Source organism: Vibrio sp. ZOR0018, from assembly GCF_963865925.1.
In the GTDB taxonomy this organism is placed as follows: Bacteria; Pseudomonadota; Gammaproteobacteria; order Enterobacterales; family Vibrionaceae; genus Vibrio; species Vibrio anguillarum.
Genome location: NZ_CAWMCN010000097.1, coordinates 35,468 through 48,094 on the forward strand (window position 1 = coordinate 35,468; position 12,627 = coordinate 48,094).

Genomic DNA, 12,627 nt, shown 5'->3' on the forward strand with positions numbered 1-12,627 from the left:
GACTATATTGGTCAGTGAGTTGAGATAGCAATAGAAGGAGTAAGGTATGGACTTTGACCTTTATTTACCTTGCCAACCTGACTGGATCTGCCAGCCCTTCGCTTATCTGTTTGCCTTGCTTGCGATGATTGGGCTTGGGTTTTTTATTCGTATTATCTATCGCGAATATCAAAAAATTCAGCGCGCTCAGAAAGTCAGACGTCTTCGCCGTATCCACTATCGTGACCGTAATGGTGGCAAAGACGGTAGACCCACCAATATCAAATAACCCTTGCCCTAGTAATACGATGTTAGGAAAAGATATCGAGCGCCGCTTGATATTTTTTCTCTAACGCTTTATTTCCTGCCTTTTTCTCTAACTCTACCAATAATTGAAGCGATGTTTTTTGGTTACCGTAGCGCTGATTAAATTGCATCAAGCGAATGCGAGCTTGCGTGTATTGTTGAGCGTCAATTTCCAATTTAGCTAATTGCAGCAATGAACGAGCTCGATTAGGGTCATGGTCTAATGTTTTTGTAAAATAGTAGCGCGCTTGTTCTTTATCGCCAGATTTTAACGCGCAAAAGGCTGCGTTCTCATAGCTTGCAGGGACAAGGTAATAATAGGGTTGAGCAATGGCGCGGTTAAAATATTCATCGGCTTTTTGATATTCGCCCTGCTTGCACAAAAATGTGCCGTAGTTATTGAGAATATTGCCGTTTTTGGGATGAGCGCGAAGCGCGGTTTGATAGGTTTTACGTGCGGCCTCTGTTTCACCGACAGTTTCGTAGTAATGAGCCATCGCAAGTTGCGAGCGATAGTAAGTCGGCGCATGTTGTGTGGCTTTTTCTAGGTTCTCACGCGCTTTGCTCATGTTGCCATTTTCTAAATAGCCTAGGCCGAGCGCAATGCGAGATTCGGCCATTTCAACCGGATCCGCTTTTACTTCAGGCTCACCTTTTTCGTTCACGGTGACACAGGCCGATAACGTGAACATTATCAATATCATCAGTACTTTTTTCATTATCTGCAGCTCCTAAATCGCTTAGACGCATGATAAGGAAATCAGAAGATCGAGGGGGAAAGAGCAGAGAAGAATGCGAGTCAGTATGCACTATGTTTGATGAAAACCTGAACACCTCATTACTGAGATGATCAGGCATGAAACACTAATCGTCTTTGGTAAATTTATCTTCGCTAAAGTGTTCAAGGTCGTAAGGTGTTTGTTGGTAAACACAGTAGTTTAACCAGTTTGCAAACAGCAAGTGACCGTGGCTTCGCCAACTGGCGACTGGTTTATTATCTGGATTATCATTGGGGTAGTAGTTGACTGGGATTGCGGGTTCCATCCCTTCACCTAAATCTCGAATATATTCACCATGCAGTGTATGTGCGTCGTACTCAGGGTGACCTGTGACAAACACGTTACGTTTGTCTTTGGTTGAGGCTAAGTACACACCCGCCACATCAGAGGTGGCGAGAATATCTAAATTCGTATGTTCGGCTAAGTATTCTGGTGAGAAATCAGCATAACGAGAATGGGGCGCTAAAAAGGTGTCGTCAAAGCCGCGTAATATCGGATGAAAGGGATGGTGGATTTCATGATGATAAACGCCCGATAATTTTTCTTTGCGAGTTCGTTTGGGCAGATTGTAGAGCAGTTTTAGCCCCGCTTGCGCTGCCCAGCAAACGTAGAGTGTGGAAGTGACGTGATTTTTAGCCCATTCCATCACGCTTTTTAAGTGTTCCCAATAAATCACATCTTCAAATTGGACCAACCCCAAAGGCGCTCCGGTGATGATGAGCCCGTCGAAGTTGCGATTTTTTACCATCTCAAATTGACGGTAAAAGTTCTCCAAATGCTCAGTGGGGGTATTTTTACTTGGGCGCTCATCAATTCTCAGTAATTCAATATCCACTTGCAGCGGAGTATTGGATAACAGGCGCAAAAACTGAGTCTCGGTTTCGATTTTCTTCGGCATTAAATTCAAAATCAAAACTTTCAGTGGACGGATGCCCTGTGTGGCGGCACGTGTTTCTGACATCACGAAAATGTTCTCATGACGCAGTACATCACCGGCAGGCAGTTGGTCGGGGATCTTAATCGGCACAGCTTTCTCCCTAAGCTATTTTTGGACGTCTATACTGCCGAACTTAACTCAATCAAAACCAGATGTCGATAGCAAAATGAATCTTGCTGTGAAATTGGTTACTATTGGATATCCGTTTACTTACCTGTTGGATACACATGGCGCTAACCTTAACTTTGATCAGGGGATTACCCGGCTCAGGCAAAAGCACCTTAGCAAGGACGCTACATGCAAAACATTTTGAAGCGGATATGTATTTTATCAATGAGAAAGGCAACTATTGTTATCAGCCAGATAAAATCGAGCAAGCTCATCGGTGGTGTCAACAGCAAGTGGAGCGCTGTTTAGCGCAAGGTGAGGACGTTGTTGTGGCGAATACTTTTGTTCGACAGTGGGAGATGCGAGCTTACCGCCAGTTGGCTAAACATTACCATGCAACCTTAGTGATTAATGTTTGCCGTGCGCAGTACCAGAATGTTCATGGTATCGATGATGCCACTGTTGAGCGTATGCGTCAGCAGTGGCAGGAATGATTAATTAACGCTTCCGCTGGAGTTGGTAAAAAGCAAGGGCTCCCCAACCAAACACTTGCACCCACAAGATCCCCCACTGAGTGCTGATTTGATCCCATGATGCGCCCATTTGGTTCAAACTGAGAAAACTCTGAATGGCAGGCGTACTTGGAAAGAGGTTGGATATCCAAATGATAGGGCGTGGAATTGCTTCTAACGGCCAAATAAAACCAGCTGAAAAAATCAGTGGCATTGAGCTGATTAATACCACTAACGTCACCAATTCTCGCCGCGGTGTAACTGAACCAAGCCAAATGCCGCATAGGCAAGAGGCCAGTAAGAAAGGCAGTAGAAGTAGCAATAAATGCCCCGCACTGGCGAGGGTGTTGACACCATGTGAGGTAAAACTGGCACCAAAGTAGTACATGCTGAGTAGATAATAAACAGCAACAAGGACAATGCTGCGTACCAATATTAATCGTAGCGGTGTGGTATGGCTCCAGTAGCCATTTCCGTGCTTTTGTGTTCCGCCCATTAATCCTGCCGCCATGATCATGGTTTGTTGTAAGATCAAAACAAACACCGCTGGGACAACGTAATCAACATAACCCATGCGTGGGTTAAAGGTCGGTTTTAGGTTGATGCTTGTGGCGGAATAGTGCTGAGCGGCCAGAGAAAGCGGTTCTCCTTCCATCACTAAACGTGACACTTTACTTTTCGCGGCTAAGGTTCCACCAGCTTGCGATAAGCCCTCAACGATGGTGCCGTACACTAGAAAGTAAGAGGCATCGCCAGCGTAGGCCAGTGTTGGACTTTTCCCAAGCAGTAGGTCTTTATAAAAATGTTCAGGAATCACTAAAATACCGCTAACTTTGCGGTTAAGAAACGCCTGCTTGGCATCTTCAATGGTACTGTCTCGTTGAATCACTTTGACTTGTGGCGTTGCGTCAACCATGCGTTCTAGTTGGTAACTAGCTTGGCTTTTATCGAGATTGACAATCGAGAGTGTCTGCTCGCGTGGAGTTTGCTGCGTATAAGGCAAAGGGTATAAAAAGGAGTAAAAAACCACGCCACCAAAGACAGTCAACAGCACCACAGGGTTAGTGAATAGCGCTTTTAGCTCTGCTTTAAGTAGAGCAATGAATCGCGTAGTTTCAGTCATGGTTGATTCGCTCGGCTTGCTTGTGTTTACGGATAAGAATCAAAGTGAGCAGCAGCGGCAATGCATAGCCCAGCATTGGCACTAAATACTTAAGTGATGACAGCAATTCAGCGTTATAACTCACTTGGCTTACTTGCACTTCAATGTAGTGACTCACTGGTAGCAGGCTTCGCCACCACTGCGCTAGAGTATTCATATCCGTCACTGGGAACGTAATGCCCATAAACGCAAAACTTGGTGCGGTAAAAGCGCCAGCAAAACTCATTGCTCTTGCCGGATCGAGTGTTAGAAAGAAAAAGAGTGCGCCCATGATCATACAGGCGAGCGTCATTGCAAGTTGTGCGATAATCAATAGAGCAAAACTGCCGTGCATTGGCCACATTAATATTTGATAAAACCAGATTAAAAAACCAATCCCTTGCAACATAAAAATCGGCAGATAACGCATCAATGTTAGCGTTAAAATTCGTAATGGCTTTTCTCCAAGCCACGTTTGCAAACCAAAGTGACGATGGTTTGCTGCCAAAATCATAATGGTACTGACCACGACCACGATTTGCCAAAGAGCGGGTATAACCGCCGAGACTAAAAATTGCGCATAGTTTGTATTGAGATTAAACAGGGGCGTAATCTGTGTTCTGATTGGTACGGCTCGCCCCATCGCACTCAATGTGGTTTGTTGGCTAGTCGCTAGGTTTTTTACGACATCCACTTGGGCATTGAACGTACTTTGTGCTTGAACAATAGCAGAGTTGATCAATCGTCCAACCAAAATGTATTGGCTATTGAAGAAGGTCGATACTTGTGGCTGCTCACCACGAAATATTGATTTATCAAATTGATACGGAATGACAACGTACGCATAAATGTCACTTTCAATTAACGCAGTTTTGGCTTGATTGACATCTTGGAACTGGTGCGTGACTGCCATAGTCGAGGTTGCATCGAAATCTCTTATCAATTGACGTGACAATTGGCTGTGAGACAAATCGACCACGCCAATCGGCAGATCGCGCACTATCCCTTGTGAGAAAATCCACCAAATACTGAATGCCAATACTATTGGTATCCAGCTTAGGCTAGACAATAGCCAAGGGTCATGGCGCAGCACAGGCCATTGAGGGCGAACCTGAATCGACATAAGGCTTATAGCTCAACCACTAAACTCATTCCCATACGCAAACCTTCGACAGGTGTGGTAGGGCGAGCTTCGATTTCAAAGGTGCGTAAATCAAACCCTTGTGAGGCGTCTGTTGATCGCCATGTGGCGAAATCACCCATCACTGCAATGTGGGAAACGATAAATTCTACTTTGGCTTCTAAAGCAGGTAAGTAAGCCGTAAATGTTGTGCCTTTCGTAAAATGCTTGAGTTGATCTTCGCGTACGTTGAGCACCGCCCATGAGTCTTGGGTATCCACGACAGTGACGACAGGGAAGCCCTGTGGAGCCAGTTCGCCGCTTTGCAGAAGTACTTGGGACACTTCACCGTCAAACCAACTCTCAATTTTAGTATCCGCGGCATAAGCTTCAACTTCCGCTACGGCACCAGCAGCCATACGTTCTTTTTCCGCGGCAGCGAGTTTAGTTTCAGAGCGTGCGCCTTCTTTGGTCATTTGATACATCTGAAAAGCGGCGCTTTCAGTATATTTAGCGGCCTGCCATTGGGTATTCGCTTCATCACGCTTTTGTTCAGCGACGACACCATCACGGTAAAGATTATTGACACGCAAATAGGTCTTTTCCATTAAATCCGCTGCGGCTTTGGCTTTAAGCCATTGATCTTTTGCCGCTTGGATCTGCTGATCGCGTGCGCCTGTTTCTGCTTCTTTAGCCAGTGCGCCCGCCGCTTTTTGACCCGCAATCGCTTGATCTAATTTAGCTTCAATTTCAGGGCTGTGCAGCGTGAAAATGAGCTGGCCACGTTCAACGCTATCGCCTTTGCGCACCAGTACCTGATCAATACGGCCGGGAACTTTTGAGGAAATACTGTATTGTTGAGATTCAATTTGACCTTGTAAGCGGACAGGTTTAGGTTGAGATGCTTGGTAAAAGCGATAGCCTACCCAAGAGATCGCCACCACAGCAGCAAGAGCAATCAGTGTTGGTTTTACGGCTTTCATAAGGCATCCTTTTGAGCAGGTGATTCGTGAGTCATTGATGAGTGCAACAAAATCGCTGATTGTGTGTAGATAGGGAAAGTATTCATTTCACTGGTCAATGCCAGTAACTTATTTAAAGAAAGTAAGTAGTTGAAGCTGGCTAATGACTGTTGCGTTTTTATACTAGCAAGGTAGAGCTCTGCATCCACTACATCTAAAGACGTTGCTAAACCCTGACTGAATGCCTTTTGGCGTAGGTTCAGGTTTTCATTAGCCAGTGTGAGACTTGAGTTTAGTCCCATCACTTCTTCCAATGCTTGTTCGGCTTCCAAATAGGTTTTTTCCACCAACACGCTCAAGTCTTGCTTAGCTTGCGCCTTTAAGTAACGTACTTGTGAGACCGCGCTGTGCGCTGCTTTGACTTGATCGCTGCGACCCGATGTTTCAATTAACGGAATGTTGACCCCAATACCCACTAACCAATCCGGTTTCATTTGGCTGGCCAGCGAATCGTCTTCATGTAGGCTGTAATCACCGTAAAGGTAGACTTCTGGATAGTATTTGCCTTGTTCAGCTTTGATCAAGCTGCTTGCTTGCTTTTCTTTTGCTTCAAGTAGTGCCAAGCCCGGATAGGTATTGAGCGTTTGCTCCACAAAAACAGAGAGTGGCGGTAAACGGTCATTGACAAACAGTGAACCACTTGGCTCGACTTTTTCTGTTTGACCTAGAATTTGGGTTAGTGCGCTTTGGGCAATATCTAAGGTTTTTTGTGCTTTTTTGCGTTCAACCGTTGCTTTATCTAATGAGGCTTCAGCTTGTAGCCGTTCCACATGGGCAATTTGTCCTTGTTGCTCTAACTTTAGTGCATTATCACGGTGCTTGGTTAACCCTTGCTCAACGGCTTGGCGAGTCACTAAAACCTCTTTTGCCAAAAGAACACTAAAGTAATATTTGCTCAAGTCTTCATAGCGCGCTTGTGTTTCCATTACGAGCTGGCTTTGTGCTTCTTCTTTTTTACCTTCCGCAGCGGCTTGTGCGGCGCTGATCCGTCCGCCTGTAAAAATGGGCCAAATAGCGCGAATCGAAGAGCTGAAAATATCACGTTCGGTGATGGTTGATGTGATGGAGCCAGCACTGGCGAGTATCGGTCCTAAACCTAAACCTAAAGATGATGGGATAGATTGCCCAGTGCTATCGAATATCTGCTTTCCTGACAAAGTAACATCTTGGTCTAAACGCGTGTAGTTTGCACCAATAGAAACAGCAGGCAAATTGAGACTGTCTGTGGAATTTTCAATATGCTGATAGCGTTCGACATTTGCCCGCCCAGCGGCAAGTGAATTATTGCTCTGTTGCAAAAGATCCCATGCTTGTTGAAAGGAAATCGGCGCGGCGAAAGAAGGGGCTGCACCAAGCAGAGTAAAGACGAATAGGCTGAGTGTTTTCGCTTTCATGCTAAGCTCGAGTAATAATAATTAGAGTTAATGCTCTAGTTTTTTGCTGCGGAAGTCAACAGTGTGATGGGTTGAAATGTCGAAACAACAGCAAGTGATATGCGCTAGCATGAAGCGCATATCATCAAAATTCAATATTTAAATTTAATACTTATGGTAAGAAGGGCAGAGATAATCGGCCCGCCAAACCAATTTTTTACTACCTCTCACGTTTGTACTGCCTTGCATCGTGGTCAGCACGTCCTTACCCGACATCTGCGGGAAAGCGAGCAGCACTCTCAGGTCATCATTTGACTCAGTCGCTATTTCTTCATAAGCCCGAACATGAGTAAAGGTAGACTGTAAATGGTTAAACAGCATATCTCGGGAAAGGCAAATTCCAAAGGCATCGCGTTTCATTGTAAGTGTCCTTCTGACAATGTTATGAATGGAATCGATAGCAATTGGTATGGTTATTATAGGGCTATCTTTTTGTGAGGTTTCCTCATCATCTTCTTCACTGCACAATTAGTATACAAATGCTTTGGCATTATAAGATAAAATTTTTCTAAAATAGGCGTGATATAGATCACGAAATAACTATGATAAATTTTTATAAAACCTTGTGCATATTCTGCTTGGCAAGTCTTCGAAATAGATTGCAATAAAACGAACCAAAATGGTGCGTGGAATGCGTAGTATTGTTCACAGTTATTCGTTTCTCTCTTCGCTCAAATGTTAAATAAGTGTTAGCTTGTATGCAGAGTTAAAGAGGGATTTATGGTGTGGAGTAGTATCAGTTTTCGTAAGCGTATGCTGATCATAATGACCCTTTCAGGGTTGATTGAATTACTGCTGTTAGTTGCCGCTGGTTTTGTGTACATCAAACATTCTCAAGAAGAAGAGATGGGCTTAAAGGCTTTGGGGGTTGCTTCATTTCTTGCACAAACTCCATCAGTGGTCGATATGCTTGAATCTGGTAGTGGGGTGGATCACCAACAGCGTTATCGAGAGTTAACAAAATTAATCGGTGCAACCTTCATTGTTATCGGCGATCAACATGGGATCCGCTTAGTCCATCCTGTTGATGAACGAATTGGTCTTCCCATGAAAGGGGGAGATAACGATCAAGCTTTGCTACATGGTGAGTCATACGTTTCTTTTGCTCAGGGTTCATTGGGTAAATCCGTGCGTGGAAAATCGGCGGTAAAAAATGCCCAAGGACAAATCGTTGGTGTGGTGTCAGTTGGTTACTTAATAGAACGACTACAAGATAAAATTGAACCTTTTCTCATCTACCTAATTGGGATGGCACTGCTGGTAGTGCTGGCGAATGCTGTACTTTCCAGCTACGCCTCACGCCGTTTTCAGAAAGCGATACTCGGTTTTGAACCAGAAGAGATTGGCCGATTGTATGTCGAACTCGATGTCACCATGAGTACCTTAAAGGAAGGAATTTTAAGTATTGATGAGGCGGGTATTCTTCGTTCCATTAATAAAAGTGCGTGTGAGATTTTGGCGATTAACCGAGAGAAAGCACTGAATCAACCACTTTCTCTTTTTCTGCCTGAAAGTGATCTCATGAGTGTTATTGAAAGTGGCACGCCTGATCACGACATCGAGCTGTACCTCAATCAGCAGCGTCTGATCGCCAATCGAAGTCCGATTATTGTTGACGGTAAAGTGGTTGGGGCGGTGTCCAGCTTCCGCCTCCGAGATGAAATCAACGAGTTAACCGAGCAACTCTCCCAAACCAAAGAGTATGCTGAAATGCTGCGCTCTCAAACTCACGAACATCGCAACAAACTCAACACCATCAGTGGGCTTGTACAGATGGGAGAGCTGGAAGCGGTTCAGCATTTAATCGGGCAAGAAACGGCTCATTACCAATCGCTCATTGAATTTCTACGCGAGACAGTTAGAGATCCACTCATTGCCGGAATGCTGCTGGGTAAAACTGAGCGGGCTCGTGAACTTGGTTTGGAGTTAGTCGTTGAAGAGGGATCGCGTCTAGAACCTTTGCCGCAGCGTATCAATGCCGAAGATATCGTCACTATCTTGGGTAACCTGATTGACAATGCATTTGATGCGACACTCACGATGATCCGCAATGAAAAACGGGTGACACAAGAACGACGCATCATTGAAGTGTCACTCAGCGATTATGGTGCCGAAATTATTCTTGAAGTGGATGATAAAGGGTGTGGTTTACCCGAACAAATGTCGCCACAGCAATTATGGCAAAAGGGAGTCTCTAGCAAAGCAAAACATAACCGAGGTGTGGGTTTACACCTGGTAAAACAGTTAGCTGATCGCTATCAAGGGCAGCTAGAAATGAAAAGTAATCAAGATGTTGGAACAAGAGTTACGGTTTATCTGCCTAAGGAAGAACAAGTATGAATACCCGTGTCATGATCATTGAAGATGATATCGCGATTGCGCAATTACATCATCGTTACCTGACACAAATTGAGGGATTTGAAGTCATTGGCATTGCAACGACTCACGCCGATGCCCAATTGCAGTTAGATATCCTCAAACCCGATTTAGTATTGCTGGATGTTTATCTACCGGATGGTACGGGGCTCGATCTCTTACAGAAAGTTCGAGGCAATAACCAAGGCTGTGATGTAATTTTGATTACTGCAGCGCGCGATGTTGAGACGCTACAACAGGCAATGCGTGGTGGCGTAGTTGATTACTTGCTCAAGCCAGTCATGTTTCCCCGTCTTGAATCGGCATTGAAGAAATACCAAACCCAACAATTAGAGCTGGGCTCCGTGGCTGATGTTGACCAAAACGTAGTTGATAAAATGTTGACAGCTAATACCAGTGAGCTTCCCACTCATCTGCGTCTTCCCAAAGGAATTGATGGGGTTACGCTAGACAAAATACGCCATCTTTTTAATACACCATGCAGTTTGACCGCGGACGAAGCGGGAGAAAAAATTGGCGCAAGTCGAACCACGGCAAGGCGTTATCTGGAATATTTAATCAGCAGTGGTGAGCTAACCGCCGACTTAAATTACGGCACGGTTGGTCGCCCGGAGCGTTGCTATAAAAAAGTTGTGCGTTAGGCCGAGAGATTTAATGAGTTAACCGCATGAAATTTAATGCTATTTAATCACGTCGTTCGTATTGTTGATGATGAATGCTTGCGATGAACTAGACGGCGTTTCAAACCCCATCTAAAGTTTAAGAACAAAAGGCAGATAACATCATGTAGGAGAGAGGATGAACGTAATCAAATATCTGCGTACTATTCTACCTATGTGGCTAATCAGTGTGTTGGCATCATCACCTGCTTATCCCGCTAGTCTTGAAACACTAACGTATTATACAGAGGCCTATCCCCCTTTTAATTTTATGAATCAGGGCAAAATCACTGGAATTTCGGTTGATTTACTTCAAGAAGCCGCTAAATTCTCAGGACATGACGTATTATTGAGCCAGATCGTATTGCAACCGTGGGCTCGTTCTTACCGCTCTACCATTTTGAAAAAAGACGGAGTACTTTTCTCGACAACAAGGACGTCACACAGAGAGGAATTATTTCATTGGGTAGGCCCAATTGATGACATCAAAGTTTCGGTAATTGCACGTAAAGGCAGTAATATCAAACTTGGGGAACCTTTAGAAATTACCTCCTATAAGATCGGGGTGATAAAAGATGACGTCGGCGAACAAATGCTGTTGCAATATGGTGTTCCGAGAGACTCAATGCAAGAAGCAACGGATGTCACTATGTTGGCAGAGCAGTTAGTGAAAAAGCGTATTGATTTGATTGCATACGATGAACGGTCAGCCCATTGGTGGATAAAACAAGCAGGATATGCCCCCGATCAATTTGAAACACTTTATGTGTTAAAGCAGGGATTACTTTACTATGCTTTTAATAAAAATATAGACCAAACACTATTAGACGATTTACAAATGGGTATTGATAAAGTAAAGAACACGGTTAATGAAGACGGTGTTAATCGATATCAAGCCATATTAAACAAATACCAATAACCATTCTTAAGATTAGTGACCAGTATGAGCAACCCAAGTAGTACAATTTTGACAGAGAGTGGTACCAACGAACTTGAGATTATTGAGTTCCATTTAGAAAAGGTACTGCCAGATGGACGCACGAAAACCTGCTATTACGGCATTAACGTTGCGAAAGTTAGGGAAGTGATACAAGTTCCTGATACCACCGATTATCCCAATGCTCAGCCGCATATGATCGGTGTATTTTCGTCACGTGATGTACTGACTCCGTTAGTTGATCTTGCCGGTTGGCTTGGTGTGCCTACTAATCCAAGCCTTGATCGAAAGTTTGTTATCGTGACGGATTTTAACCGCATGACCAATGGCTTTTTGATTGACAGCATTAGTCGTATTCACCGTATTTCTTGGAACGACGTTGAATCGCCGAGTCAGTTTTTAGAAGCGGGTGAGCAAGATTGCGTCGTGGCGGTTGTTCGCAAAGACGGCAACCTGATCATGATTTTGGATTTTGAGAAAATCATCGCTGACATCAACCCTGAATTGAGTATGGAAAAATACGATGTCACGGTGGACAGATCGGTCGACCTCAACCAAAAAATGATCAGCAAACGTAATGCGAAAACCATCATGGTGGTGGATGATTCGGCGTTTATCCGCAGTTTAATACAAGACACATTAAGCTCTGCAGGCTACAACATTATTGCGTGTAAAGACGGTGGTGAAGCCTATGAGAAATTGATGGAAATTGAAAAAGTAGCCAAGTCCGAAAACGTACCCGTGACAGAGTTAGTGAATGCGATCGTAACGGATGTAGAAATGCCGCGCATGGATGGTATGCACTTGTTGAAGCGCTTGCGTGACAGCGAAACTTATAAAACAACGCCGATAGTGATGTTCTCCTCGATCATGAGTGATGATAACCGAGCAAAAGCCTTAGCACTGGGTGCTGATGATACCTTGACCAAACCCGAAATTGGCAAAATGGTCACCCTGATGGATAAATATGTATTTGCTTAACCTTTATACTCTTCCCACTTAGAGTTGTTTGGGTATAGCGGTCAGTCTGCGACCAATTAAGGAGAGTCTCATTTGAGGCTCTTTTTGTTTTACCACAATTCTGAACGTTAAGCTCAGCGGCGCGAATAGCGAGCAATGAGTAAGGAGAGATGGGAGGAAGATCAAACTCTATTAGATTGGTCAAAATGTAATATTCTTTCACACTTTATAATTCCTCATTCTACGCTTTGTCTTTCCGATCACGTTTTTATCTTGCTCTCGCTGCTTTCCTTTCATCTCATTTACCCTGAGCGTGAGTGAACTCTGTGTTTTTCTTCTCCTCCCTTGGCTCTACGCC

General features: G+C 44.3%; 13 protein-coding genes. 6 read left to right on the top strand and 7 right to left on the bottom strand.

The features are described 5' to 3' along the window. The first annotated feature begins 46 nt into the window (after window positions 1-46). Complete coding sequence (locus AACR75_RS06120) at window positions 47-268, top strand: hypothetical protein (RefSeq protein ID WP_017042994.1); 222 nt, start codon at window positions 47-49, stop codon at window positions 266-268. A 22-nt stretch (window positions 269-290) separates the two neighbouring features. Here the strand turns inward: AACR75_RS06120 and pilW are convergent, their stop codons facing one another. Then, window positions 291-1,004, bottom strand: a complete 714-nt coding sequence (gene pilW / locus AACR75_RS06125) for a type IV pilus biogenesis/stability protein PilW (protein WP_017048652.1) — start codon at window positions 1,002-1,004, stop codon at window positions 291-293. Between the two features lie 145 nt (window positions 1,005-1,149). Then, entirely contained in the window at window positions 1,150-2,091 is a 942-nt protein-coding gene (gene metA / locus AACR75_RS06130; RefSeq protein WP_013856656.1) for a homoserine O-acetyltransferase MetA, read from the bottom strand. 137 nt (window positions 2,092-2,228) lie between these two features. On the opposite strand from metA, the gene AACR75_RS06135 reads away from it, so the two are divergent. Then, window positions 2,229-2,603, top strand: a complete 375-nt coding sequence (locus tag AACR75_RS06135) for an ATP-binding protein (protein WP_047691756.1) — start codon at window positions 2,229-2,231, stop codon at window positions 2,601-2,603. A 4-nt stretch (window positions 2,604-2,607) separates the two neighbouring features. On the opposite strand, the gene AACR75_RS06140 is transcribed toward AACR75_RS06135, so the two are convergent. From AACR75_RS06140 to AACR75_RS06160, 5 genes are all read right to left on the bottom strand, one after another. Beyond that, window positions 2,608-3,744: an ABC transporter permease gene (locus tag AACR75_RS06140; protein ID WP_013856658.1), complete on the bottom strand. Its 1,137-nt coding sequence runs from the start codon at window positions 3,742-3,744 to the stop codon at window positions 2,608-2,610. After that, on the bottom strand, window positions 3,737-4,885 hold the full coding sequence (locus tag AACR75_RS06145; protein ID WP_047691759.1) for an ABC transporter permease: 1,149 nt from the start codon (window positions 4,883-4,885) through the stop codon (window positions 3,737-3,739). Before AACR75_RS06145 ends, AACR75_RS06140 begins: the two co-directional genes overlap by 8 nt. A gap of 5 nt (window positions 4,886-4,890) precedes the next feature. Continuing rightward, window positions 4,891-5,865, bottom strand: coding sequence for an HlyD family secretion protein (locus AACR75_RS06150; protein WP_017042989.1), 975 nt, complete (start codon window positions 5,863-5,865; stop codon window positions 4,891-4,893). Next, entirely contained in the window at window positions 5,862-7,298 is a 1,437-nt protein-coding gene (locus tag AACR75_RS06155) for a TolC family protein (RefSeq protein WP_047691761.1), read from the bottom strand. The genes AACR75_RS06150 and AACR75_RS06155 overlap by 4 nt, the downstream gene beginning before the upstream one ends. 144 nt (window positions 7,299-7,442) lie before the next feature. Continuing rightward, complete coding sequence (locus AACR75_RS06160) at window positions 7,443-7,697, bottom strand: hypothetical protein (RefSeq protein ID WP_013856662.1); 255 nt, start codon at window positions 7,695-7,697, stop codon at window positions 7,443-7,445. Window positions 7,698-8,057: 360 nt separating this feature from the next. On the opposite strand from AACR75_RS06160, the gene AACR75_RS06165 reads away from it, so the two are divergent. The 4 genes from AACR75_RS06165 to AACR75_RS06180 all read left to right on the top strand — a co-directional run bounded on the left by AACR75_RS06165 (window position 8,058) and on the right by AACR75_RS06180 (window position 12,290). Beyond that, window positions 8,058-9,677 carry an ATP-binding protein gene (locus AACR75_RS06165; protein WP_017044817.1) on the top strand — a complete coding sequence of 540 codons (1,620 nt, stop codon included), beginning with the start codon at window positions 8,058-8,060 and terminating at the stop codon, window positions 9,675-9,677. Then, window positions 9,674-10,354: a response regulator gene (locus tag AACR75_RS06170; RefSeq protein WP_013856664.1), complete on the top strand. Its 681-nt coding sequence runs from the start codon at window positions 9,674-9,676 to the stop codon at window positions 10,352-10,354. Before AACR75_RS06165 ends, AACR75_RS06170 begins: the two co-directional genes overlap by 4 nt. 157 nt (window positions 10,355-10,511) lie before the next feature. Beyond that, the gene (locus AACR75_RS06175) at window positions 10,512-11,291 is read left to right on the top strand and encodes a substrate-binding periplasmic protein (RefSeq protein ID WP_013856665.1); all 780 of its coding nucleotides are present in this window, start codon (window positions 10,512-10,514) and stop codon (window positions 11,289-11,291) included. Window positions 11,292-11,315: 24 nt separating this feature from the next. Further along, window positions 11,316-12,290, top strand: coding sequence for a chemotaxis protein (locus AACR75_RS06180; RefSeq protein WP_026027355.1), 975 nt, complete (start codon window positions 11,316-11,318; stop codon window positions 12,288-12,290). Window positions 12,291-12,627: the final 337 nt, after the last annotated feature.